Raw genomic sequence first — 24,070 nt, 5'->3', positions numbered from 1 at the left:
AGGATCAGCGAGCGCATACGAGAGAACCCCCGGCAGATGCCGGGGGTTCTCGTCTGTGCGCGATACTGGGATCGAACCAGTGACCTCTTCCGTGTCAGGGAAGCGCGCTACCGCTGCGCCAATCGCGCCCGTAAGGGCTATTCAGTTTCAGAGAGGTGGCGACGGGATTCGAACCCGTGTAAACGGCTTTGCAGGCCGGTGCCTAGCCGCTCGGCCACGCCACCGTGTGGATTGACCCCACGTGCGGAAGGCCCTCCGAAGAAGGCCCCTGCACTTGAGCGGATGACGAGACTCGAACTCGCGACCCCAACCTTGGCAAGGTTGTGCGCTACCAACTGCGCTACATCCGCGTTGTCCCGGGTTGTTCCCCCGAGCACTTGATAAACATTAGCCGATGATCGGCGACTGTCCAAACCGGGTCCGATTCTCGCGCGTGTCCGCACGGATGGTCATCGGCGCCGTCCGGCGTCCGGTAGTATCGGTTGACGTACCCCACGGGTATGGGCGATTGGCGCAGTTGGTAGCGCGCTTCCTTCACACGGAAGAGGTCATCGGTTCGAGTCCGGTATCGCCCACCGCATCGAGAAGCCCCTCCACGGAGGGGCTTCTTCCGTTCCCGAGGCCGTGGTGACTCCGTATCGCTCCCCGGGCGCCGCACGCCGATCCCGCATCCGTCGATTGCTAGCCTGACCACATGCCGACGCTGCTCGACGACTTCCTCTCCCGCGACGGCTCGCGAGTCCTCCACGCCGTCTGGGAGACGATCCGCTCCCGGGATCCCGAGCAGCTGCAGCCGCTCGTCGAGGCCCTCCCCCTGATCAGGCGCTCGACGGCGGACCTCGACCTCGGCGGGATGATCTACTCCAACAACGGCCACCTCGCGCACGCGTTGACGAAGCTCGAGAAGCACCGTGAGGGTCGATGCTGGTGCGCGGTCTACCCGGGCATGCTCACGCACGATCCGCGCAAGGAGGACACCAGCGGCAACGTCCGCATCCTCTCGACCAGCGAACCCGGATGGTCGATGACGTACGTCTGCGAATGCGCGGTCTGCGGCCTCGTCTTCGACGTCGAGCAGGGCGATCACCACTTCATGTGGTGGGACTGGAAGCCCCGCGGCCCGAAGCGCCGGCGCGGCGAGGTCTGAGGCGCGTCCGCGGGTGCGGGATGCCGAGTGTCGGCACCCGCCGCTAGCCTCACGGAGATGACCGGCATCCGTCTTCCCGACCCGTGCGCCCTCTGCGGGCGGTCCGACGGCGTGCGCACGGAGAACGGCCTCGTCTGCGCGTGGTGCGGGTGGCTGTTCGGCACGAGTCCCGATCACGATCTGCCCCGTCCGATCATCGAGGTCGTCTACTACATCCGCTACGACCGGAGGGTGAAGATCGGCACGAGCCGGCGCCCGAGGCAGCGTCTCGCGAGCATCCGCCACGAGGAGCTCCTCGCGTTCGAACGCGGCGGTCGCGATGTCGAACAGGCGCGCCATCTCGAGTTCGCCGAATGCCGGGAAGGTGGCGAGTGGTTCACGCTGACTCCCGGCCTCGGATCGCATATCAAAGGGCTGCAGACCCTGCCCGACCCCTGGCAGCTCTACGCCCGCTGGGTGAGCGACGCCCTGCGGCGGTGAGTCGCGTGCCCGACCCGACAGCGTGCGGACGAACTGAGGCCCCGCACGGGACCGATACCGTGCGGGGCCTCAGGGTCGTGAGGAAGGTCAGGCGCGCGCTGCGCCGGCCTTCACCTTCGCGGGCTGCGGCTGCGAGAACAGCACCACGAGGATCACCGCGACGCCGACGACGACGTGAGGGACCCACACGTTGGGCGCCTCGGTCGAGAAGCCGAAGATCCACGGCGACAGGGCCAGGAACAGGCTGGCGACGATGTCGAAGACGAGGTGCACGGGCATCGGGATGAAGCCGAAGGGGCCCCACTCGTACTTGGTGAACAGGCTGTAGACGATCAGGCCGACGCCGAGCACGATCGGGATGATGACGGCGGGACCGCCGACGCCGGCGAAGCCGAACAGCCACGGTGCGGCGATGAGCGCGATGCCGACGACGTAGTCGAGGACTCCGTGGACCTTGGTGGGAATGAAACGCATGATTGCCTCCTCCATGACGCCGCGCGTTGCGACTCACAGATGGTTCGCAGCCCTCTGCGAAACGGATTGGACGAGGACGTCAGGCGGCGGTCCAGCGATAACGACGCGCGAGCGCAGCTGCGATGCGGCCGAAGCGATCGCGGTCGAGCACGGCGGCCTCCCGGCGCAGTCCGGTCTCGTGCACGCTGTACAGCTGCTCGATGTCGACCCAGGACTCCCTGCCCTGCGAGTCCCATCGACCTGCGCCGATGGAGAGGTAGTCGCGCTCTCCGTCATGCGGCTTGCTCGTCATCCTCACCGCGTACACGCGGTCCGCGGACTGGCGACCGATCACGAGCACGGGGCGGTCCTTGCCGCGACCGTCGTTCTCCTCATAGGGCACCCAGGTCCAGACGATCTCCCCCGCGTCCGGGGCGCCGTCCCGATCGGGCGCGTGATCGATGCGCAGGTCGTCGATCCGGTCCGGATCCACGCGCACCGTGGCGGTCCCGCTCGTGGCGACCGCCCCGGACGTCCGGGCGACGTCGGTCGGGCGCAGACGCGAGACCGGGCGCCTCGGACTCTGTGATGTCCGAGACGCCCGGTCTGATCCGAATGCGGTGCGCAGGATCTCCGCGAGTGCTGTCAGGATGCCGGTGCCTTTGCTCACACGGTCACCCTAACCGCAGGTCACGCGTCTGCGAGCGCGTAGCCCTCCTCGCCATGGACCACCTGGTCGACGCCGGCGATCTCGTCCTCGCTCGTGATGCGGAAGCCGATCGTCTTCTGGATCGCGAAGCCGATGATGAACGCGACCACGAACGAGTAGATCAGCACGCCGAGCGCGGCGATCACCTGGACGGCGAGCTGACGGGCGTCGCCGCCGACGAAGAGGCCGGTGCCGGTGGCGAAGAAGCCGAGGTAGACCGTGCCGATGAGGCCGCCCACGAGGTGGATGCCGACCACGTCGAGCGAGTCGTCGAAGCCGAGGCGGAACTTCAGCTCGACGGCCAGGGCGCACACGATGCCGGCGACCGCACCGAGCAGGAGGGACCAGCCGGGCGTAAGGTTGGCGCACGCGGGCGTGATGGCGACGAGACCGGCGACGGCACCCGAGGCGGCGCCGACCGAGGTGGGCTTCCCGTCCTTGATCTTCTCGATGAGGATCCAGCCGAGGATCGCGGCCGCCGTGGCGCCGAGCGTGTTCAGGCCGATGAGTCCGACGCCGCCCATGTCCTCGGCGAGCCACTCCGCACCGGCGTTGAAGCCGAACCAGCCGAACCACAGCAGCGCGGCGCCGAGGAGCGTGAGCGGCACGTTGTGCGGCTTGAGGATGCCCTTCTGGAAGCCGATGCGCTTACCGAGGACGAGCGCGAGCGCCAGGGCGGCCGCCCCGGCGTTGATGTGCACGGCGGTGCCGCCGGCGTAGTCGATGACGCCGATGCCGCTGTCCTCGCCGAACAGCGTGGTACCGAGGTTCATGATCCATCCGCCGCCCCAGACCCAGGCGGCGACCGGGAAGTAGCCGACGGTGGCGAAGACGCCGGCGAAGATCAGCCAGCTGCCGAACTTCGCGCGGTCCGCGATGGCGCCGGAGATCAGGGCGACCGTGATGATCGCGAAGGTCGCGCCGTAGGCCACGCCGAGGAGCGCGACGTTCGAACCCTCGCCCGAGGCGAGCGACGAGAGGCCGAAGTCCGCGAACGGGTTTCCGGCGAAGGCGGTCGGGCTGTCGACGGCGCTCATCGAGAATCCGAAGAGGATCCAGAGGACCGCGACGAGTCCGATCGAGCCGAAGCTCATCATCATCATGCTGACGACGCTCTTCGCCTTGACGAGACCGCCGTAGAAGAAGGCGACGCCGGGCGTCATGAGCAGGACGAGGGCGGTCGCGGTGATCGCCCAGGAGATGTTGCCTGGAGCATCCATAGTCAAACCTCACATTCGGGAAGGGAGAGCTTCAGTGTGGCGACGCTCGATTTCCGGAATGCGTGAAGTTTGTTGCGCGCGCGTTACAGCCGCGGCCGCGATGTGAACATCGCGTTACGCGGGGCTGCGATCCGCGTGTGTGAGTGCGTTGAGTCGGGAGATCGCTCGCAGGTACTTCTTGCGGTATCCCCCGCCCAGCATCTCCTCCGCGAAGACCTGGTCGAGGCTCACACCCGTCGCGACGATCGGGATCTGCGCGTCGTAGACCCGATCCACGAAGGCGACGAAGCGCAGGGCCTCCGACTGATCGGTCAGGACGCGCACGTCGCGCAGCCCCACGAGGTCGAGGCCGGTGATGAGGCGGAGGTAGCGCGAGGGGTGCACGCGGGCCAGATGACGGATCGCGTCGTCGAAGGAGTCATCGGATGCCGTTCCCGCCGCCGCGCCCGTCTCGAGCGCCTGTGCGTACTCGTCGGCGTCGCTCACGACGGCGTGACCGTCCAGCGCGCGCTGACGGAAGTCGACGCCGTCGATGCGCAGCGTCTGGAAGCTGTCCGACATCGCGTGGATCTCGCGCAGGAAGTCCTGAGCGGCGAAGCGCCCTTCGCCGAGCGCGTTCGGCGGCGTGTTGGAGGTCGCGGCGAGCTTGGTCCCCGTGGGCACCAGCTCGCCGAGCAGACGGGTCATGACCATCGTGTCGCCCGGATCGTCGAGCTCGAACTCGTCGATGCACAGCAGATCCGCGCCCTTGAGCAGGTCGACGGTGTTCTTGTAGCCGAGCGCTCCCACGAGCGCCGTGTACTCGATGAACGACCCGAAGTACTTCCTGCGCGCGGGCATCGCATGGTAGATCGACGCGAGGAGGTGGGTCTTGCCCACACCGAAGCCGCCGTCGAGATAGACGCCGGGCTTGACCTCCGGCTCCTTCTTCGCGCGGCTGAAGAATCCGCCTCGCTTGACGGGCGCCCCGCGGCCCGCGAATCGAATCAGCGTCTCCTTGGCCTCCTCCTGCGACGGATAGGCGGGGTCGGCCCGATAGCTGTCGAACGTCGCACCGTCGAACTGAGGCGGCGGGACGAGGCTCGCGAGCATCTCGGGGCCGCTGACGGTCGGCTGGCGATCGGTGAGGTGCACGATGCCCGTGCGGGTGGGCGTGTCGGTCATCACGGTCCTGATTCGGGTGCGCACCTGTGTCGAAGTCTTACGAATCGGGTGCAGGGCGTACGGCGTGGATCTATCGTCGAAGTGACGGCTCCACATTACGCCGTCGCACCCCGCATCATCGCCGCTCACCAGTCTGAGGAGATCCCTGTGGCCATCGAGTTCGACACCACCTCGCCCAAGTTCGCCGAGTACGCCGAGCCCGGCCGCCTCGTCACCACCGAGTGGCTCGCCGAGCGCCTCGGGACGCCGGGTCTCGTGGTGGTCGAATCCGACGAGGACGTCCTCCTGTACGAGACCGGCCACATCCCCGGTGCGGTGAAGGTCGACTGGCACACCGAGCTGAACGACCCCGTCGTGCGGGACTACGTCGACGGGGAGGGCTTCGCGGCGCTGCTCAGCAGCAAGGGCATCGCGCGCGACGACACCGTCGTGATCTACGGCGACAAGAACAACTGGTGGGCCGCGTACGCCCTGTGGGTGTTCTCGCTCTTCGGACACGAGGACGTGCGCCTGCTCGACGGCGGCCGCGACCGCTGGATCGCCGAGGGACGCGAGATCACCCGGGACGCCCCGCAGATCTCGCCCACGGAGTACCCCATCGTCGAGCGCGACGACGCCGCGATCCGCGCCTACAAGGAGGACGTGCTCGCCCACATCGGCAGCCCGCTGATCGACGTCCGCTCTCCGGAGGAGTACAGCGGGGAGCGCACCACGGCTCCCGCGTACCCCGAGGAGGGCACGCTGCGCGCGGGGCACATCCCGACCGCGCAGAGCGTGCCGTGGGCGAAGGCGGTCGCGGAGGACGGCGGGTTCAGGTCGCGCGCCGAGCTCGACGCGATCTACCGCGACGGCGCCGGACTCGCCGACGGCGACGACGTCGTGGCCTACTGCCGCATCGGCGAGCGCTCGAGCCACACGTGGTTCGTCCTGAAGCACCTGCTCGGCTTCCAGAACGTCCGCAACTACGACGGCTCCTGGACCGAGTGGGGCAGCGCGGTGCGCGTCCCGATCGTCACCGGCTCGGAGCCCGGCTCCCTCTGACGTGTGACAATGACAGGGATGACCACCGCGAACGTTCCTGACATCCTCGCCGAGATCCGCGACGGCTTCCTGGAGACCCCGGAGTCCGATCGGCTGCTGCTCCTCCTGGAGTACGCCGACGAGCTGCCGGAGGTCTCGGAGGAGGTCGCGAACCATCCGGAGATGTGCGAGCGCGTCGCGGAGTGCCAGTCCCCGGTCTACATCTACGTAGAGGTGCACGACGACGTGGTGACGATGCACGCCACGGCACCGCCCGAGGCGCCGACCACGCGGGGGTTCGCCAGCATCCTCGTGCAGGGCATCACCGGGCTCACGCCCGACGAGGTCCTGGCGATCCCCGACGACTACCCGCAGTCGATCGGGCTCACCAGAGCGGTGTCACCGCTGCGCATCGGCGGGATGACGGGGATGCTCATGCGCGCCAAGAAGCAGGTCAGGCAGAAGCGCTGAATCCGCGCTGCGCCAGCCAGTCGGTGATCGCGGTGCTCCAGCCCGCCTCGTCGTAGTTCCACAGCTTGGTGTGGCGCGCCACCGAGAACCGCGGCATCGTGACGAGGTCGGGCCGCGCCTCCTGCAGCGCGTGCGAGGCGTCCGCGGGCACGAAGCCGTCGTCGTCGCTGTGCAGTATCAGGATGGGGACCGTGAGCTCCGCCGCGCGCGCGACCATGTCGAGGCGGTCGAACGGGATCGCGTCCTCCGCACCGCTGAGGCGTGCGGTGAACGGCACCGACAGCGCGCTCATCGCGAGATCGGGCAGCGGCGCCCGCATCCCGGCCGCCTTCGCCTGGAACCGGAGAACCGTTCGCCAGTCGACGACCGGGGACTCGAGGATAAGGCCGGCGATCCGATCGCGATGGCCCGAGTTCACGGCGGTCTGCAGCGCCACCGCGCCGCCCATCGACCACCCCATGAGGACGACCCGCTCCGCTCCGCGCCGCAGTGCATACGCGATCGCCGTGTCGACGTCTCGCCACTCCGCGGCCCCGAGCGCGTAGGCACCGGATCGGCTGCGCGGAGCCTCGCCGTCGTTCCGGTACGACACGACCAGGTTCGGGAAGCCGGCGGCGTTGAGCACGGGGACGGCTCGGAGGCACTCCGCCCGGGTGACCCCGCGCCCGTGCACCTGGATCACCCAGGTCGAGGACTCCGCGGGGAAGTACCAGGCGGGACACGGTCCGGCCGGCGAGCCGATCAGGATGTTCTCCCACCGCAGGTGCAGCTCGCTCGGCGAGGAGTAGTACCACCCGCTGAACCCCGCTGACCTGTCGACGCGTGCGCCCGGCTCGATCTTCGTCAGCAGCTTCCGCCGGACCGTCGTGGCATCGGCGCTGAGCACGGCCCCGAGCTTCACGTAGCCGTAGGTCCCCGAGGTCGACAGTCCGTAACGGCCGGGGAGCTCGGTGTCGGGGGTGCGTGCGAGCTCGATCGTCTGCGCCCCGGTGTCCACGGAGATGATCTCGGCGTCGGCCGGACGACGGGCCGGGACGACGACACGACGCGCCACCGCGAACACGAGAAGGCTCATCGCCGTCCCCAGAGCGAGCAGAGCAGGGACAACGAGCGCAACGGCGTGCCTGAGACTCTTCATCGCCTCCTGACTCTAGCCTGTTGCCGTGACCGCTCACCCCGATGCCGGGACGATCTTCGACGCCGCCGTGGCAGAACTGCGCGATACGGCGTTCCGCGCGGACCTCGTCGTCCGTGAGATCCCCACGCCCCAGGGCCTCGCACCGTTCGCTCTGGCCCTCGCCGCGGACGTCCGGCCGGACGATGACGGGGACTCCGTCTATGGCACCGGGCGCTTCGTGCTGCTCCACGATCCCGAGGCTCCCGCCGCGTGGGGCGGGTCGTGGCGGACGGTGATCTTCGCGCAGGCCCCGCTGGAGACCGAGATCGGCACCGATCCCCTTCTGGCGGACGTGACGTGGGCATGGCTCGTGGACGCTCTCGACTCCCGGGGCGCGGTCTACCACTCGCCATCCGGGACGTCGACGAAGACCCTCTCCAAGGGCTTCGGGGGCCTCGCGGACGAAGGCGACGGCGCGCAGATAGAATTGAGGGCGTCCTGGACACCCGAGGGCCCGTTCCGACCGCACGTCGAAGCATGGGCCGAACTGGTCGGGATGCTGGCGGGTCTTCCGCCCGGTTCCGAGGGCATCGCCGTGATCGGCGCGCGAAAGGCAGCACGTGACTGAATACTCCGTGATCTCCGACGTCTCGGAGTTCGCCGCGGCCTGCGCCGCGCTCGCCGCAGGCACGGGCCCCGTCGCCGTCGACGTCGAGAGGGCGTCGGGCTTCCGCTACTCCCAGCGCGCCTACCTCGTCCAGGTGTTCCGACGGGATGCGGGAGTCTTCCTGTTCGACCCGCCCGCGCTGGGGGACTTCGCTCCCCTCCAGGCGGCGATCGGCGATGTGCAGTGGGTCTTCCATGCCGCGAGCCAGGACCTCCCCTCCCTGCGCGAGCTCGATCTGATGCCCGCGTCGATCTTCGACACCGAGCTGGCCTCCCGTCTCCTCGGCCACGACCGCGTCGGTCTCGCGGCCGTCGTCGAGCGCACCCTCGGCATCACGCTCAAGAAGGAGCACTCGGCGGCCGACTGGTCGACGCGTCCGCTTCCTGCCGCATGGCTGGAGTACGCGGCCCTCGACGTCCTCCACCTCATCGACGTCTACGAGGCGCTCCAGGCGGAGCTCGTGGAGCAGGGCAAGACCGCGTTCGCCGCCGAGGAGTTCGCCGCGACGCTCACGAGACTGCCCAAGCCGCCTCGCGAGGATCCCTGGCGCCGGTTGAGCGGCCTTCACCAGGTGCGGGGGGCACGCAACCTCGCCGTCGCCCGGGCGCTCTGGCAGGCGCGGGAGGCCTACGCGCAGCAGCAGGACGTCTCGCCGGGCAGACTCGTGCCCGACCGCTCCCTGGTCGCCGCCGTGCTGGCGAACCCGCAGAGCAAACAGGCCCTCGCGGGCATCAAGGACTTCCAGGGGCGGGCGAGCCGCACGCAGCTCGACCGCTGGTGGCAGGCCATCGTCGAGGGCCGCGCGTCGGAGGAGCTGCCCCGTGAGCGCGTGCCCAGCGACACCCTGCCTCCCCCGCGCGCCTGGGCCGATCGGAACCCCGAGGCCGACGCTCGCCTGAAGGTGGCGCGCCCGCTGGTCGAGGCGACCGCCGAAGAGCTGCACATGCCGACGGAGAACCTCCTCACGCCCGACTACCTCCGGCGGATCGCCTGGGACGTGCCCGGCACGACCCCGGAGGCGATCGGATCGGCTCTGATCGCGCTGGGCGCGCGGCCGTGGCAGGTTGCACAGACTGCACAGAAGATCGCCACTGCCTTTGTAGAAGCCGCGCAATCGCCCGACGAGGCGTCCGCACCCGCTTCGTAGGTTCGATCCAACCGATTCCTCCCCGTTTCTGCGCCTTCATAGACTGAGGCCACCGCACAAACTTGGAGGCAGAGTGGCCGAGATCTCGGACGTCTTCTTCGTCGATGGAGTGCGCACCCCCTTCGGGCGCGCCGGCGAAAAGGGCATGTACTGGAACACCCGCGCAGACGACCTCGCCGTGAAGGCGACGATCGGTCTCATGGAGCGCAACGCGACCGTGCCGGCCGATCGGATCGACGACGTGGCGATCGCCGCGACGAGTCAGACCGGCGACCAGGGGCTGACCCTCGGTCGCTCCGTCGCGATCCTCGCGGGTCTTCCGCAGACCGTGCCGGGACTGGCCGTCGAGCGCATGTGCGCCGGTGCGATGACGAGCGTGACGACGATGGGCGCCTCGATCGGCGTCGGCATGTACGACGTCGCGCTCGCGGGCGGTGTCGAGCACATGGGCCACCACCCGATCGGCGGCAACGCCGACCCGAACCCGCGGTTCGTGGCGGAGAAGATGGTCGATCCCGGCGCGCTCAACATGGGCGTGACCGCCGAGCGCATCTTCGATCGATTCCCGCACCTCACCAAGGAGCGCTCGGACCGCTACGGGATGCTGAGCCAGCACAAGGTGCAGGCCGCGTACGACGCCGGCAGGATCCAGCCCGACCTCGTGTCCGTCGCCATCAAGGACGCCGACGGCGCCTGGGGCCTCGCCACCGAGGACGAGGGTCGTCGCCCGCAGACGACGATGGAGGATCTCGCCTCTCTCAAGACCCCGTTCCGCCCCCACGGCCGTGTGACCGCGGGCACCTCGTCCCCCCTCACCGACGGCGCGACGATGTCGCTGCTCGCCGGCGGCGGCGCGGTGAAGGAGTTCGGTCTCGCCCCGAAGATGCGGATGGTCTCCTTTGCGTTCGCCGGTGTGCAGCCCGAGATCATGGGCATCGGACCGATCCCCTCCACCGAGAAGGCCCTCAAGAAGGCCGGCCTCCAGATCTCGGACATCGGCCTCTTCGAACTCAACGAGGCGTTCGCGATCCAGGTGATCTCCCTGCTCGACCACTTCGGCATCGCCGACGACGATCCCCGCGTCAACCCCTGGGGCGGGGCGATCGCGGTCGGACACCCGCTCGCGGCCTCCGGCGTGCGATTGATGATCCAGCTCGCGGCCCAGTTCGCCGAGCGTCCCGACGTGCGCTACGGCCTGACCGCGATGTGCGTCGGTCTCGGCCAGGGCGGTTCCGTCATCTGGGAGAACCCGCACTTCGACGGCAAGAAGAGGAAGTAAGCGCAGATGGCCACTCCGATTTCCGACCAGTACGCGAACGTCGACTTCTCCCCCATCCAGGAGCTCACCGACGGTGAGGTGATCACCCGCTCCACCGTCCGCGACATCCGCCTCGGGTCCGGCAAGGTGCTCGCCCTCATCACCCTGGACAACGGCCGCGACCACACCCGCCCCAACACGCTCGGCCCCGCCACTCTCACCGCGCTGGGCGAGACGCTCGACACGCTGCGCGACCGAGCCGCCGCCGGCGAGATCCAGGCCGTCGGGATCACGGGCAAGCAGTACATCCTCGCCGCCGGCGCCGACCTCTCGGACATCGGCAAGGTGGGATCGCGGGATCACGCGCGGCTGATCGCCCAGCTCGGCCACAAGGTGCTCGGCACCCTCGGAGAGCTCGGCGTCCCGTCGTTCGCGTTCGTCAACGGCCTCGCACTCGGCGGCGGGCTGGAGATCGCGCTCAACTCGACGTATCGCACGGTCGACGCGTCCGCCGCCGCGATCGCCCTGCCCGAGGTCTTCCTCGGCATCATCCCGGGGTGGGGCGGCGCGTACCTGCTGCCCAACCTGATCGGGATCGAGAACGCGCTCGAGGTCGTCATCTCGAATCCGCTCAAGCAGAACCGGATGCTGAAGCCGCAGCAGGCCTTCGACTACGGCATCGTGGACGCGATCTTCCCGGCGGCGAACTACCTCGAGAACTCGCTCGCGTGGGCCGACGCCGTGCTGAACGGCAAGAAGGTCGAGCGCCGGAACGAGCCGGGCAAGATCGAGCGACTCACCAAGTGGCCGATCGCCATCAAGATGGCGCGCGGCATGCTCGAGTCGAAGATCGGCACGGTGCCGAGATCGCCGTACGCCGCACTCGATCTCCTCGACAGGGCGAAGAGCGGCACCAAGGCCGAGGGATTCGCCCGCGAGGACGAGGCTCTCGCCGACCTGGTGACGGGCGACCAGTTCGCCGCCTCCATGTACGCGTTCGATCTCGTGCAGAAGCGGGCCAAGCGTCCGGTGGGAGCGCCCGACAAGGCGCTCGCGAAGAAGGTCACCAAGGTCGGCATCATCGGCGCGGGGCTGATGGCGAGCCAATTCGCCCTGCTCTTCGTCCGCAAGCTGCAGGTGCCGGTGCTGATCACGGACCTCGACCAGGCGCGCGTCGACAAGGGCGTCGCCTACATCCACGAGGAGATCGGCAAGCTGGAGTCGAAGGGCCGCCTCGACGCGGACTCGGCGAACAGGCTGCGGGCGCTCGTCACCGGCACGACCGACAAGAGCCTGTACGCGGACTGCGACTTCGTGATCGAAGCCGTGTTCGAGGAGGTCGGCGTCAAGCAGCAGGTGTTCGGCGAGATCGAGGCGATCATCGCCGAGGACGCGATCCTCGCCACGAACACCTCGTCGCTGTCGGTCGAGGAGATCGGCGCGAAGCTGGCACACCCCGAGCGCCTCGTCGGCTTCCATTTCTTCAACCCGGTCGCGGTCATGCCGCTCATCGAGATCGTGAAGACGCCGACGACCGCCGATGCCGCGCTGGCCACGGCCTTCGTGGTCGCGAAGAGCCTGGGCAAGAACGCGGTGCTCACCGCGGATGCTCCCGGCTTCGTCGTGAATCGCCTCCTCGCCAAGGTCATGGGCGAGGCGGCGCGCGCCGTGTACGAGGGCGCGACCGTCACGGACGTCGAGAAGGCCTTCGCTCCTCTCGGCCTGCCGATGGGTCCGTTCCAGCTGATCGATCTGGTCGGCTGGAAGGTCGCGGCCCACGTGCAGGACACGATGGCGCACGCGTTCCCCGAGCGCTTCTACGCGAACGAGAACTTCCACGCGCTGGCGGAGCTCGATGCGGTCGTCGAGAAGGACAAGGGCGGTCGTGTGACCGGCTGGACGAAGCAGGCGGAGAAGGTCCTGCGACCCGCCGTGGGCAAGACGCCCGCCTCGGCATCGGCGATCCTGCAGCGGGTGCAGGACGGACTCGCGAGCGAGATCAGACTGATGCTCGACGAGGGCGTCGTGCCCGAGGTCGAGGACATCGATCTGTGCCTCATCCTGGGCGCCGGCTGGCCGTTCATCGACGGCGGTGCGTCGCCGTACCTCGACCGCGAGGGGGCGTCGGAGCGAGCCTTCGGCGGGTCGTTCCACTCGCCTCAGATCCGCGGCGCCGAGAACCGCTGAACACGGGTCGCACATGCAGGGGTCGCGCGTCGCGCGGCCCCTGCGTCGTCGTCAGCGGTCTCCGGGCCGCGATGACACGCTCGGCACTCCGTCGACGGGTACCAGGACGGCGAGAGCGGATGCACGCAGCGCGATGACGCACTCGCCGTGCGCGACGCGCTCGCCGTCCGCGTAGACCACGAGGTCGGGGGCGGCCACCGACACTGTCTGCGCACGACGATGAGAGACCTCCGGCAGGTCGAGATGCCGCCCGCGGAGCAGACGCGGGAACACCCGCAGCAGGCGCAGTCGTCCGAGAGGCCGGACGGCGACCACGTCGAGGCGTCCGTCGTCAGGCTGCGCACCCACGCACATCGGCATGCCCCCGCCGTAGCTCGCCGTGTTCCCCACCGCGATCAGCGTTCCGGGGGCATCCGTGGCCGCGCCGCCGTCGATCGACATCCGGAACCGCATCGGCCGGAGTCGGAACAGCTCGATGACCAGTGCGAGGTAATACCGGAGCTGTCCCCGCGGCCAGCGAAGACGATCGGTGCGATCGCTGACCTTCGCATCGAACCCCAGCGCAGCCACCGTCAGGAAGAGCCTCGTGCCGTCGGCGCTGCGCACCTCGCCGACGTCGATGCGGCGTGTGCGGCCGCGCAGCGCCACGATCGCCGCCGCAGCGGGATCGACGAGCGGCAGACCGAGCGCTCGGGCGAGATCGTTGCCCGTGCCGGCCGGCACGACCACGACGGGGACGTCGCTCGCGCACACGATGTCGAGGATGCCGGAGAGCGTACCGTCGCCGCCGACGACCACGAGCGCGGCGGGTGCGAGGGCGAGCGCCTGCGCCGCCAGCATCCGGGTCTCGGCGACGGATGCACCCGAGTACTCGCGGAGCGTCGCTCCTGCGATGCGGAGTGCATCGGCGGCCTGCACCGCGGCGACACGCGCTCTGCCCTTGCCCGCGGTCGGGTTCGACAGCACGGCGACGTGTGCATCCACTGTCGGCCCTCCGGTCACGCGATCATCGGTCGCGCAGACCGGCTCCCGCTCAGTATCCCCCGCCGGCGCCGGCCGACGCGGAAGACGCGGCCGTCGTCCACCGCGAGGCACCTCTCGCGTCCCCTTTCCGTGGCGAGGCGGTCGGGAGAACGCTCCGCGAACAGCACGTGAATACCGCGTCGAGACAGGCGCCGGGGACGATCATCCGTCCCCGTGGCGTGCACAGTGGTCACATGGACATGCTCCTCACGATGCTGAGCGGTAAGGGAATGTCGGGTCTTCTGAAGACGGGCACGGCGATCCTCACGATCCTGCTCGTCGTCCCGGCCCTGTTGAAGATCTTCATCGTGACGGTCGATGAGGGCTGGGCCGCGATCCGCACGCGCAACGGCAAGCCGATCATCCGCAATCGTCCGTCGCGGCGCCCCAAGCGCGGTGGAGCCGTGGGCGAAGTGGTGGTGCTGGATCCCGGCTCCCACGGTGCCTTCCCGCTGTTCTACTGGTACAAGCTCATCGACGTGCGGTGCCGGGCCACCGATCTGCCCGCGCGCGAGATGAGCGGTGCGAGCGGCCACCAGCATCGCGTGCATGCGTCCTTCGAATGGAGACCGATTCCGACCGGGCGGGATCTCAGGGTGTTCGAACTCGATGTCGTGAATGTCACGGAACGCGCCTCGAACATCGTCGGCGCTGCGCTGCGCGACGTCATCCGCGGGATGGACGGCGCCGAGCTCCCGCACAACGACGAGATCAACACCCGGGTCATCGCCGCCAGCGCCGAAGAGGTCCGCCGCGCGTGCGGAGTCGAGCTCGTGCGGGTCATGGTGACCGGCGACGCGCTCACCGACGGATACCTGCTGTCGACGGCCCTCCGCGACACCGATCGCGACGCACGGGCCGTGGCCGCTCTGCACGCCCTCAACTGAGCGCAGCGGCGGGCGCGCCGCGCGCGACCGGCGTCAGCTGCGCTCGCGCAGCGGGAGGTCGATGGTTCCGGTCTCACCGGCATGACGGGCGACGGGGATCCGTGTTCCGAGGACCTGCGAGACGACGTCCTGCGCGATCTTCGACGGCGTCAGCCCCGCGTCCGTGAGGATCTCATCTCGAGAGGCGTGATCGATGAACTCGTCGGGCAGACCGAGCTCGTCGACGGCGGTGTCGATGCCGGCTTCACGGAGCACCTGACGGACCCTGGTCCCGATGCCGCCGACGCGGATGCCGTCCTCGAGCGTGATCACCAGGCGGTGGCGCGCGGCCATGCTGACGATCGACGGCTGCACCGGGATCGCCCAGCGCGGATCGATCACGGTGGCGCCGATCCCCTGCGCCCGCAGTCGCTCCGCGACGTCCATCGCGAGGGCGGCGAAGGGACCGATGGCGACGAGGAGCACGTCCTCGGTCTCGCCGCGCGCGAGCACGTCGACGCCGTCGTGCAGCCGCTCGAGAGCGGGGAGCTCGGGGGCCACGTCGCCCTTCGGGAAGCGGATGACGGTCGGCGCGTCATCGACCAGCACCGCCTCGTCGAGTGCCTCCGTCAGACGCACGGCGTCACGCGGAGCGGCGATGCGGATGTGAGGCACGATCTGCAGCATGGCCAGATCCCACATGCCGTGATGGCTGGGACCGTCCGGGCCGGTGACGCCCGCGCGATCCAGTACGAACGTGACTCCTGCGCGGTGCAGCGCGACGTCCATGAGCACCTGGTCGAACGCCCGGTTCATGAAGGTCGCGTAGAGCGCGACGACGGGGTGCAGGCCGCCGAAGGCGAGACCGGCGGCGGATGCCACGGCGTGCTGCTCCGCGATGCCGACGTCGTACACGCGCTCCGGGAAGCGCTCGGCGAAGGGTGCGAGACCCGTGGGACGCAGCATCGCTGCCGTCATGGCGATGACGTCGTCGCGCCGTTCGCCGACCGACACGAGCGCGTCCGAGAACACGTCCGTCCATCCGGTTCCCCCGGATCCGAGGGTCTCCCCCGTGACCGGATCGATCTTGCCCACGGCATGGAACTGGTCGGCCTCGTCGTCGCGGGCGGGCTGATAGCCGCGCCCCTTCTCGGTGATCGTGTGCACGATCACCGGGGCGCCGTACGACTTGGCCAGCTCGAGCGTCTCCAGCAGTGCGGGGAGGTCGTGGCCGTCGACCGGCCCGAGGTACTTGATGTCGAGGTTCGAGTACAGGGCCTCGTTGTTCGTGAAGCGCGACAGGAAGCCGTGCGTCCCGCCCCTCAGTCCGCGGAACATCGCGCGTCCGATCGGACCGAACGCCCGGAAGAGGCGGTCGGACTTGTGATGCAGATCCTTGTACGCCGCGGCGGTGCGCACCCGGTTCAGGTACCGCGACATGCCGCCGATCGTCGGCGCATAGGAGCGGCCGTTGTCGTTGACGACGATCACCAGATTGCGGTCGTTGTCGTCGGAGATGTTGTTCAGGGCCTCCCACGTCATGCCGCCCGTGAGGGCTCCGTCGCCCACGATGGCGACCACGTGTCGGTCGGCGCGACCGGTCGCGGTGAGAGCGCGCGAGACCCCGTCGGCCCAGCTGAGCGAGCTGGAGGCGTGCGAGGACTCGACCACGTCGTGGTCGCTCTCGCCGCGCTGCGGATACCCCGCGAGTCCGCCGCGCAGGCGGAGCGACGAGAAGTCCTGACGTCCGGTGAGGAGCTTGTGCACGTACGACTGATGACCGGTGTCGAAGATGAAGGGGTCTTCGGGAGACGAGAAGACGCGGTGGAGGGCGATCGTCAGCTCGACCACGCCGAGGTTCGGGCCGAGGTGACCGCCCGTGCGCGACACGTTCTCGACGAGGAACTCGCGGATCTCCGCAGCGAGCTCGACCAGCTGGTCCTCACTCAGGCGATCCAGGTCACGCGGTCCTGAGATGCTCGGAAGAATGGGCATCTGCACCTCCTCACAGGCACCGTTGTCGGCATCCGATTCCGGTGCGGATGCCGGTTCGATCCTACCCCGGCACCCCGGGAAAGCTCGGAGAATGCGTGGTGCCTTGACATGCGAGAAGGGGCCCGGCTACGAGAGCCGGGCCCCTTCTCCGTGCGCTGGTCAGACCAGCGAGCGCAGCACGTACTGCAGGATGCCGCCGTTGCGGTAGTAGTCCGCCTCACCGGGGGTGTCGATGCGGACGACCGCGTCGAACTCCACGACCTGCTTGCCCTCGGGCGAGTTCTCGCTCGGGGTCGCGGTGACGCGCACCGTCTTGGGGGTCGTGCCCTCGTTGAGCTCCTCCAGGCCGGTGATCGAGACGATCTCCGTGCCGTCGAGGCCCAGCGACTCCCAGCTCTCGCCGGCGGGGAACTGCAGCGGGACGACGCCCATGCCGATGAGGTTGGAGCGGTGGATGCGCTCGAAGCTCTCGGTGATGACCGCCTTGACGCCCAGCAGGCTCGTGCCCTTGGCCGCCCAGTCGCGCGACGAGCCGGAGCCGTACTCCTTGCCGCCGAAGATGACGAGCGGGGTGCCCTGCTCCTGGTAGTTCATGCTCGCGTCGTAGATGTACGACTGCGGTCCGCCGGGCTGCGTGAAGTCGCGCGTGTAGCCGCCCTCGACGACCTGTCCGTCGTTGACCGCCGAGACCATGAGGTTCTTCAGGCGGATGTTGGCGAACGTGCCGCGGATCATGACCTCGTGGTTGCCTCGACGCGAGCCGAAGGAGTTGAAGTCCTTGCGGTCGACGCCGTGCTCGGTGAGGTACTGCGCGGCCGGCGTGCCGGGCTTGATGTTTCCGGCCGGCGAGATGTGGTCGGTCGTCACCGAGTCGCCGAGGGTGGCCATGACGCGTGCGCCCTCGATGTCGCGCACCGGGGTGAGCTCCATCGTCATGCCGTCGAAGTACGGGGCCTTGCGCACGTACGTCGAGTTCTCATCCCACTGGAAGATGTCGTCGTCCGGGGTGGGAAGGCTGCGCCAGCGCTCGTCGCCGTCGAACACGGTCGCGTACTGCTTGATGAACTGGTCGCGCGAGATCGAGGAGTCGACGATCTCCTGCACCTCGTCGGGCGTCGGCCAGATGTCCTTGAGGAACACCTCGGAGCCGTCGGAGCCCGTGCCGAGCGCGTCGTTCTCGAAGTCGAAGTGCATCGATCCGGCAAGAGCGTACGCGATCACCAGCGGCGGGCTGGCGAGGTAGTTCATCTTCACATCGGGGCTGATGCGACCCTCGAAGTTGCGGTTGCCCGAGAGGACGGCGGTCACGGCGAGGTCGTGCGAGTTGATCGCCTCGGAGACCTCCTCGATGAGCGGTCCGGAGTTTCCGATGCAGATCGTGCAGCCGTAGCCGACGGTGTAGAACCCGAGGCCCTCGAGGTCCTTGTCGAGCCCTGACTTCTCGTAGTAGTCCGTGACGACCTTGGAGCCGGGGCCGAGCGTCGTCTTGACCCACGGCTTCTGCTTCAGGCCCTTCTCGAGCGCCTTGCGGGCGACGAGCCCGGCGGCGATCATGACCGACGGGTTGGACGTGTTGGTGCACGAGGTGATCGCCGCGAGCGTGACCGCGCCGTTGTCGAGGATGTACTTCTCGCCCGACGGCGTCGTGACCGGAACCGGCTTCGAGGCGTTCGCCGGCGCACCGCTGTTGATGTGCACCGGACGGGTCGTGCGCGGCTCCTCCTCGCCGGGGACGGCGCCGGGGTCGGATGCCGGGAAGGAGTGCTTCGACTCGAGGTCGACCACGTCGTCCGAGGTGGAGGCGGACGCGTACGCGAGGATGTCCTGCTCGAACTGCGACTTCGCCTCGGAGAGGAGGATGCGGTCCTGCGGGCGCTTCGGGCCGGCGATCGACGGCACGACGGTGCCGAGGTCGAGCTCGAGGTACTCGCTGAAGACGGGCTCGTGCGACGGGTCGTGCCAGAGCTTCTGCTCCTTGGCGTAGGCCTCGACGAGCGCGACGGCCTCCTCGCTGCGGCCGGTGAGGCGCAGGTAGTCGAGCGTGACGTCGTCGATCGGGAAGATCGCCGCGGTGGAGCCGAACTCCGGCGACATGTTGCCGATGGTGGCGCGGTTCGCGAGCGGGACGGAGGCGACGCCCTCGCCGTAGAACTCGACGAACTTGCCGACGACGCCGTGCTTGCGCAGCAGGTCGGTGATCGTGAGCACGACGTCCGTCGCCGTGACGCCGGCGGGGATCTCGCCGGAGAGCTTGAAGCCGACGACGCGCGGGATGAGCATCGACACGGGCTGTCCGAGCATCGCGGCCTCGGCCTCGATGCCGCCGACGCCCCAGCCGAGCACGCCCAGGCCGTTGACCATGGTGGTGTGCGAGTCGGTGCCCACACAGGTGTCGGGATACGCCCGGAGCACACCGTCGACGGAGCGGTCGTAGATGACCTTCGCCAGGTGCTCGATGTTCACCTGGTGCACGATGCCGGTTCCCGGGGGGACGACCTTGAAGTCGCTGAAGGCCGTCTGGCCCCAGCGGAGGAACTGGTAGCGCTCGCCGTTGCGCTCGTACTCGATCTCGACGTTGCGCTCGAGGGCGTTCTCGGAGCCGAAGAGATCGGCGATGACGGAGTGATCGATGACCATCTCGGCCGGCGAGAGCGGGTTGATCCTGTTCGCGTCTCCGCCGAGCGCCGTCACGGCCTCGCGCATGGTGGCGAGGTCGACGATGCACGGAACGCCGGTGAAGTCCTGCATCACCACGCGCGCGGGGGTGAACTGGATCTCGGTGTTGGGCTCGGCCGCGGCATCCCACGACCCCAGCGCCTCGATCTGCGCCTTCGTCACGTTCGCACCGTCCTCGGTGCGCAGCAGGTTCTCGAGGAGGACCTTGAGGCTGAAGGGGAGCTTGTCGAAACCGGGCACCGTGTCGATGCGGAAGATCTCGTAGTCGGTGCTGCCGACCGTCAGGGTGCTCTGGGCACCGAAGCTGTTCACCGTGGACACGAATCCGTCTCCTTCTATTCGGATGGGAGCGACAGGCGCCTCCATCTTGCTCGCCAGCGAGCCCCTGCGGCTAGCAAGGCAGACCTAACCAGTCTGCTCCGCGAGACGCCAGGACGAAAGCCTGCAATTTATCTTGATGTCAAGATAAATCTATCACGCTTGCGACGGTGTTCCGGCATTCGGCTCGCGGGGGTACAGAGCCCGGACGACGAGCCAGGTGACCGCGATCAGGGGCGCGAACAGCGGCAGCCCCATGATGAGCTTCAGTGTGCCGAGGACGGCGACCTCGTTCGCGAGGTAGAGGGGCAGCTGCACGGCCAGTCGGGCGAAGAAGAGGGCCGCCCAGGCGATCCCGAGCCACAGGAAGGCACGTCGCTTGCGGCGGTCGGCGCGCCAGGCGGTGCCCTCCCCCATCAGGAAGCCGGCGGCGAGGCCGATCAGCGACCAGCCGATCAGCGCCGAGACCAGCATCGCCGTCCCGTATGCCGCGTTCGTGATCAGGCCCGGCACGAAGTTGTCCGCTCCGCGTCCCGTCCACAGCGCCAGTCCGGCGGCAGCGGCAGCGGCGACGAGGCCGCCGATCGCGGCGGACGGCGGAGACTTCTGGACCAGCCGCACGACCGTGAAGACCGCCGCGAGTCCGACCGACACGCCGAGCGAGAGGATGAGCGGCTCCGGACGGATCGTGAAGAGGATCACGAAGGCGAGGCTCGGCAGCACCGACTCGAGGATCCCCCGCCAGCCGCCGATCGCCGACCACACGACGCGGTGCGTGGCGCCGCTCTCGGAGGGGTCGAGACCGGCGCGCCGGGCGGCGCCGCCGAGGGCCGCCCCCAGCATCTCCGAGGCGCTCTGCTCGCGCTCCGACCCGGATGCCGACTGCTCGCGCTCGGGCCCGGATGCGCTCTGCTCGCGCTCGGCCCCTGGACCGGCCGCGCTCACGCCGAGCCGGGGGTCGCGGGCATCTTCAGGGGGATGAGATCGCGCGGAGGCATCGGCGCGCCGCCGCGGACGACCACGATCGACCGGAAGAGATCCTCGACCTTGGCCGCGGCCTCGAGGTCCGAGGTCGCCGCGCCGCCGATGACGCCGCGCAGGAACCACCGCGGTCCGTCGATGCCGATGAACCGCGCGAGTCGGAGCTCGGAGCCCTCGTTCGCCGGGGCCGGGACCTCCGCGAGGAGCTCCTTGCCGAGCGGCCCTTCGCGCTCCTCGACCCGACCGCCCTGCGAGCGGACCTGATCGCGCAGCTGGACGCGGGTCTCGTCCCAGAGACCGCCCGACCGCGGAGCCGCGAACGGCTGGACCTGGAGCGACGAATCCGCGTAGTCGAGGCCCACGGCGACGATGCGCTTGGACTGCTCCTCGACCTCGAGACGCAGGTTGAGCCCCTCGCGCGGCAGGATCTTGATGCCGCCGAGATCGATGTACGGACGCACCGGGTTCGCCTCGGAGTCGTCGAAGGGGCCATCGGTCGCCCGGTTGAGGGGCGCCGACTTCGAAGGAGTCGCGTTGTTGTCAGTCATTGACCTGTCCTGCTGGAGATGGGTGGAGTCCTGCCTGGTATCCGGTCGATCCGAAGCCGCCTTCGCCGCGGATGCTCTCGGGGAGCTCGTCGACCGGGATGAACGTGGCGCGCGTCACGGGCATGATGATCAGCTGTGCGATGCGATCGCCGACGGCCACATCGTACGCGCTTCGGATGTCGGTGTTGATCAGGCTGACCTTGATCTCGCCGCGGTAGCCGGCGTCCACCGTCCCCGGGGAGTTGACGATCGAGATGCCGTGCTTCGCGGCGAGGCCGCTGCGCGGCACGACGAAGGCCGCGTAGCCGTCGGGAAGCGCGATCCGGACCCCGGTCGCGACGAGGGCCCGCTCCCCCGGTCCGAGGTGCACCGCCTCGGCGGCCACGAGATCGGCGCCGGCGTCGCCCGGGTGCGCGTACCCCGGCACGACGGCAGCACCGCCGAGCACAGGGGCGATAATGGGAACATCCACCGAATCAGTCACCCCCCGAGGCTAATGCAGAACACCGTTCCCGACACACGTCCGCGATACCGCGAGCGGCTCTCGCCGAGCCTGTGGCTGCTCGTCACGGTGGCGCTGGCCGGACCGATGGTGTCGCTGATCTTCGTCCGCATCGGATCCACGACGTTCGCGCTGATCGTGGGCGCCGCGGTGTCCGCTCTGCTCGTGCTCGGCGCGATCTCCGTCACGCCGGTGGTGCGGGTCGAGGGCGGCGTCCTGCACGCGGGTCGCGCGCACATCGATGCCCGCCACCTCGGCGAACCGCTGGCACTCACCGGGGAGGATGCGCGTCAGGCACGCGGACCCGGCCTCCCGGCGCGGGGATGGCACCTCATCCGGGGCGGCATCGACGGTGTCGTCGTGGTGCCGAACACAGACGCGGACGATCCGGTGGACACCTGGACCATCTCCACCCGGACTCCTGATCGACTCGCCGCCGCCATCCGCGCCGCCCGGGCCTGATCGTCTGTCACCGCCCGGAGACGACGACGCGCCCCGGACCGGGAAGGTCGGGGCGCGAGGGTAGGTCGGTCGGATGCGCTCAGGCGGCGCACTCCTTGCAGATCGGGCCGGATGCGTCCTCGTGGTCGAGCTGCGAGCGGTGCTTCACGAGGAAGCAGCTCATGCAGGTGAACTCGTCCTGCTGCGCGGGCAGCACGACGACATCGAGCTCGAGGTCGGAGAGGTCGGCACCGGGGAGGTCGAAGCTGGACGGGTTGTCCGCGTCCTCGTCTCCCGTGGAACCGGAGTTCTTGTCCGGCACACGCTCCTTGAGGGCTTCGATCGATTCTGAGTCGTCTTCACTCTTGCGGGGAGCGTCGTAGTCGGTTGCCATGTGGTGAATCTCCACTTTCATGCGAGTGGGTGGTGCGCCGTCGGGGTAATCGGCGGCCATAGTTTGCACGACCGCAGAGCAATAAGCAAATGCCGGCGGACGCGACAGAGCAAACTCACGGCACGCCCAGGGTATTCCCGGATCGGGGGCGTCCTGCGTGACACCATGAACGCACACCCATCAGAGGGGCACACGCATGGAAAACGTCACCATCGTCGGCACAGAGGCAGGAGTCCTCGTACTCGCGACCGAGTCGGGCGAGCGCTTCGCCCTGCCCATCGACGACGTGCTGCACCGTGAGATCCGCCGTGCGACGCGGCAGAGCGAGCCGACCGCGCAGAGGCTCGCCGCGAGCCCTCGCGACATCCAGGCGCAGATCCGGGCCGGGCTCACCGCACCGGAGGTCGCCGAGCTGCTCGGCATCACGGTCGACGACGTCTCGCGCTTCGAAGGACCCGTGCTCGCGGAGCGCGAGCACATCATCGGACAGGCCCTCGCGGTCCCCGTCCTGATCGGCAGCGAGGTCGAGCCCGACGCCCAGCCCACCTTCGGCACCGCCATCCGCGCCAAGCTCGCGGAGGTCGAGGCCACCGCCGAGCGCTGGGCGAGCTGGAAGGACGAGACCGGCTGGATCATCAAGCTGGAGTTCTCGGCCAACGAGGTCGATCACGACGCGCGCTGGAGCTTCGACCCGCGGCGCAGTGCGCTCGCACCGCTGAACGCCGACGCCACCCAGCTCTCACGGCAGGGGTCGCTTCCCGAGGGGCTGATCCCCCGTCTGCGGGCGGTCGAGGCGGAGCGTCCCGCGTCCCCCTACAAGGACGAGAGCAGATTCGATTCGGGCGCGTTCGGCCCCCGACTCGTCTCGCCGGCGGACTCTCCCGCCGACGAGCGCGCCGTGCCCGAGCGCTCGCCCTCGTCCGTGCAGGAGGCCGCGACCAAGCGCGCCCCCGACTCGCCGACGACGAGCCCCGAGACGGCCGACCTGCTCGAGGCGCTGCGTCGTCGGCGCGGCCAGCGCGAGGCCGCTCCGCTCATCGCGAGCGACATCGACGATGCCGACGGCACGGAGGAGTCGAATCCCATCGCTCTGTTCGATGCGGCTTTTGAGCCGGACGAGCCGGAGCCCGAGGAGGAGCCGCGCCCCTCTTCCGCACCCGAGCAGTCGTCCGAGAGCGGCGGGCGACGCAAGCGACGCAACGCCATGCCCTCGTGGGACGAGATCGTCTTCGGAGCACGCACCGACGAGTGAGACGCTCCGGCGAGTGATGCTCGTCGAGTGAGAC

Annotated in this window: 23 protein-coding genes and 4 tRNA genes; 12 read left to right on the top strand and 15 right to left on the bottom strand. The window is 69.0% G+C overall.

What is annotated here, in order from left to right; genetic code table 11:
• Nucleotides 1-56: 56 nt before the first annotated feature.
• The 3 genes from A4X16_RS11555 to A4X16_RS11545 form a co-directional block, all read right to left on the bottom strand.
• Nucleotides 57-128: transfer RNA gene (locus A4X16_RS11555), tRNA-Val, on the bottom strand.
• A gap of 25 nt (nt 129-153) precedes the next feature.
• A tRNA-Cys gene (locus tag A4X16_RS11550) sits at nt 154-224 on the bottom strand.
• A 53-nt stretch (nt 225-277) separates the two neighbouring features.
• A tRNA-Gly gene (locus A4X16_RS11545) sits at nt 278-350 on the bottom strand.
• A gap of 152 nt (nt 351-502) precedes the next feature.
• On the opposite strand from A4X16_RS11545, the gene A4X16_RS11540 reads away from it, so the two are divergent.
• The 3 genes from A4X16_RS11540 to A4X16_RS11530 all read left to right on the top strand — a co-directional run bounded on the left by A4X16_RS11540 (nt 503) and on the right by A4X16_RS11530 (nt 1,627).
• Nucleotides 503-575: transfer RNA gene (locus tag A4X16_RS11540), tRNA-Val, on the top strand.
• Nucleotides 576-694: 119 nt separating this feature from the next.
• On the top strand, nt 695-1,147 hold the full coding sequence (locus A4X16_RS11535) for a hypothetical protein (RefSeq protein WP_067120686.1): 453 nt from the start codon (nt 695-697) through the stop codon (nt 1,145-1,147).
• A gap of 57 nt (nt 1,148-1,204) precedes the next feature.
• Nucleotides 1,205-1,627 (top strand): GIY-YIG nuclease family protein, encoded by a 423-nt coding sequence (locus A4X16_RS11530; protein ID WP_157560137.1) that lies wholly within the window; start codon nt 1,205-1,207, stop codon nt 1,625-1,627.
• A gap of 87 nt (nt 1,628-1,714) precedes the next feature.
• On the opposite strand, the gene A4X16_RS11525 is transcribed toward A4X16_RS11530, so the two are convergent.
• From A4X16_RS11525 to zapE, 4 genes are all read right to left on the bottom strand, one after another.
• Nucleotides 1,715-2,101: an SPW repeat domain-containing protein gene (locus tag A4X16_RS11525; protein WP_067120684.1), complete on the bottom strand. Its 387-nt coding sequence runs from the start codon at nt 2,099-2,101 to the stop codon at nt 1,715-1,717.
• Nucleotides 2,102-2,180: 79 nt separating this feature from the next.
• Entirely contained in the window at nt 2,181-2,750 is a 570-nt protein-coding gene (locus A4X16_RS11520; RefSeq protein WP_067120682.1) for a type II toxin-antitoxin system PemK/MazF family toxin, read from the bottom strand.
• Nucleotides 2,751-2,770: 20 nt separating this feature from the next.
• Nucleotides 2,771-4,009 (bottom strand): ammonium transporter, encoded by a 1,239-nt coding sequence (locus A4X16_RS11515; protein WP_067120680.1) that lies wholly within the window; start codon nt 4,007-4,009, stop codon nt 2,771-2,773.
• A gap of 114 nt (nt 4,010-4,123) precedes the next feature.
• A complete protein-coding gene (gene zapE / locus A4X16_RS11510) occupies nt 4,124-5,173 on the bottom strand; it encodes a cell division protein ZapE (RefSeq protein ID WP_067120678.1) in 1,050 nt (349 codons plus the stop codon).
• Nucleotides 5,174-5,320: 147 nt separating this feature from the next.
• Here zapE and A4X16_RS11505 point away from each other — a divergent pair, with 147 nt between their 5' ends.
• A complete protein-coding gene (locus A4X16_RS11505; RefSeq protein WP_067120676.1) occupies nt 5,321-6,214 on the top strand; it encodes a sulfurtransferase in 894 nt (297 codons plus the stop codon).
• Nucleotides 6,215-6,232: 18 nt separating this feature from the next.
• Nucleotides 6,233-6,664, top strand: a complete 432-nt coding sequence (locus tag A4X16_RS11500; RefSeq protein WP_157560136.1) for a SufE family protein — start codon at nt 6,233-6,235, stop codon at nt 6,662-6,664.
• Here A4X16_RS11500 and A4X16_RS11495 read toward each other — a convergent pair.
• Nucleotides 6,648-7,802 carry an alpha/beta hydrolase family protein gene (locus A4X16_RS11495; RefSeq protein WP_067120672.1) on the bottom strand — a complete coding sequence of 385 codons (1,155 nt, stop codon included), beginning with the start codon at nt 7,800-7,802 and terminating at the stop codon, nt 6,648-6,650. The two genes, A4X16_RS11500 and A4X16_RS11495, sit on opposite strands and share 17 nt — an antisense overlap.
• 25 nt (nt 7,803-7,827) lie before the next feature.
• On the opposite strand from A4X16_RS11495, the gene A4X16_RS11490 reads away from it, so the two are divergent.
• The 4 genes from A4X16_RS11490 to A4X16_RS11475 all read left to right on the top strand — a co-directional run bounded on the left by A4X16_RS11490 (nt 7,828) and on the right by A4X16_RS11475 (nt 13,040).
• Complete coding sequence (locus tag A4X16_RS11490; RefSeq protein ID WP_067120670.1) at nt 7,828-8,409, top strand: DUF3000 family protein; 582 nt, start codon at nt 7,828-7,830, stop codon at nt 8,407-8,409.
• Nucleotides 8,402-9,595, top strand: a complete 1,194-nt coding sequence (locus tag A4X16_RS11485) for a ribonuclease D (protein ID WP_067120668.1) — start codon at nt 8,402-8,404, stop codon at nt 9,593-9,595. Before A4X16_RS11490 ends, A4X16_RS11485 begins: the two co-directional genes overlap by 8 nt.
• A gap of 73 nt (nt 9,596-9,668) precedes the next feature.
• Nucleotides 9,669-10,874, top strand: a complete 1,206-nt coding sequence (locus A4X16_RS11480) for a thiolase family protein (protein ID WP_067120666.1) — start codon at nt 9,669-9,671, stop codon at nt 10,872-10,874.
• Between the two features lie 6 nt (nt 10,875-10,880).
• Complete coding sequence (locus A4X16_RS11475; protein WP_067120664.1) at nt 10,881-13,040, top strand: 3-hydroxyacyl-CoA dehydrogenase NAD-binding domain-containing protein; 2,160 nt, start codon at nt 10,881-10,883, stop codon at nt 13,038-13,040.
• Between the two features lie 51 nt (nt 13,041-13,091).
• On the opposite strand, the gene A4X16_RS11470 is transcribed toward A4X16_RS11475, so the two are convergent.
• Nucleotides 13,092-14,024, bottom strand: coding sequence for a diacylglycerol kinase family protein (locus tag A4X16_RS11470; RefSeq protein ID WP_067120662.1), 933 nt, complete (start codon nt 14,022-14,024; stop codon nt 13,092-13,094).
• Between the two features lie 233 nt (nt 14,025-14,257).
• On the opposite strand from A4X16_RS11470, the gene A4X16_RS11465 reads away from it, so the two are divergent.
• Complete coding sequence (locus tag A4X16_RS11465; RefSeq protein ID WP_067120660.1) at nt 14,258-14,950, top strand: SPFH domain-containing protein; 693 nt, start codon at nt 14,258-14,260, stop codon at nt 14,948-14,950.
• A 33-nt stretch (nt 14,951-14,983) separates the two neighbouring features.
• Here the strand turns inward: A4X16_RS11465 and dxs are convergent, their stop codons facing one another.
• From dxs to dut, 5 genes are all read right to left on the bottom strand, one after another.
• A complete protein-coding gene (dxs, locus tag A4X16_RS11460; RefSeq protein ID WP_067120658.1) occupies nt 14,984-16,924 on the bottom strand; it encodes a 1-deoxy-D-xylulose-5-phosphate synthase in 1,941 nt (646 codons plus the stop codon).
• A 159-nt stretch (nt 16,925-17,083) separates the two neighbouring features.
• Complete coding sequence (locus A4X16_RS11455) at nt 17,084-19,921, bottom strand: aconitate hydratase (RefSeq protein WP_067120656.1); 2,838 nt, start codon at nt 19,919-19,921, stop codon at nt 17,084-17,086.
• Between the two features lie 153 nt (nt 19,922-20,074).
• Complete coding sequence (locus A4X16_RS11450) at nt 20,075-20,761, bottom strand: DUF3159 domain-containing protein (protein WP_157560144.1); 687 nt, start codon at nt 20,759-20,761, stop codon at nt 20,075-20,077.
• Between the two features lie 98 nt (nt 20,762-20,859).
• Entirely contained in the window at nt 20,860-21,447 is a 588-nt protein-coding gene (locus tag A4X16_RS11445) for a DUF3710 domain-containing protein (RefSeq protein WP_067120652.1), read from the bottom strand.
• Nucleotides 21,440-21,931 (bottom strand): dUTP diphosphatase, encoded by a 492-nt coding sequence (gene dut / locus A4X16_RS11440; protein WP_197491826.1) that lies wholly within the window; start codon nt 21,929-21,931, stop codon nt 21,440-21,442. Before dut ends, A4X16_RS11445 begins: the two co-directional genes overlap by 8 nt.
• Nucleotides 21,932-21,943: 12 nt before the next feature.
• On the opposite strand from dut, the gene A4X16_RS11435 reads away from it, so the two are divergent.
• Nucleotides 21,944-22,411 carry a DUF3093 domain-containing protein gene (locus A4X16_RS11435; RefSeq protein ID WP_067120647.1) on the top strand — a complete coding sequence of 156 codons (468 nt, stop codon included), beginning with the start codon at nt 21,944-21,946 and terminating at the stop codon, nt 22,409-22,411.
• Between the two features lie 79 nt (nt 22,412-22,490).
• Here A4X16_RS11435 and A4X16_RS11430 read toward each other — a convergent pair whose 3' ends face one another.
• Nucleotides 22,491-22,784 carry a DUF4193 domain-containing protein gene (locus A4X16_RS11430; protein ID WP_050720878.1) on the bottom strand — a complete coding sequence of 98 codons (294 nt, stop codon included), beginning with the start codon at nt 22,782-22,784 and terminating at the stop codon, nt 22,491-22,493.
• A 196-nt stretch (nt 22,785-22,980) separates the two neighbouring features.
• Here A4X16_RS11430 and sepH point away from each other — a divergent pair, with 196 nt between their 5' ends.
• A complete protein-coding gene (gene sepH / locus A4X16_RS11425; RefSeq protein WP_067120646.1) occupies nt 22,981-24,036 on the top strand; it encodes a septation protein SepH in 1,056 nt (351 codons plus the stop codon).
• The last annotated feature ends 34 nt before the right edge of the window (nt 24,037-24,070 follow it).

This window comes from Microbacterium sp. H83 (assembly GCF_001650405.1).
In the GTDB taxonomy this organism is placed as follows: Bacteria; Actinomycetota; Actinomycetes; order Actinomycetales; family Microbacteriaceae; genus Microbacterium.
Note: the sequence above shows the minus strand (reverse complement) of the source record. Positions and strands in the feature narration are given on the sequence as shown.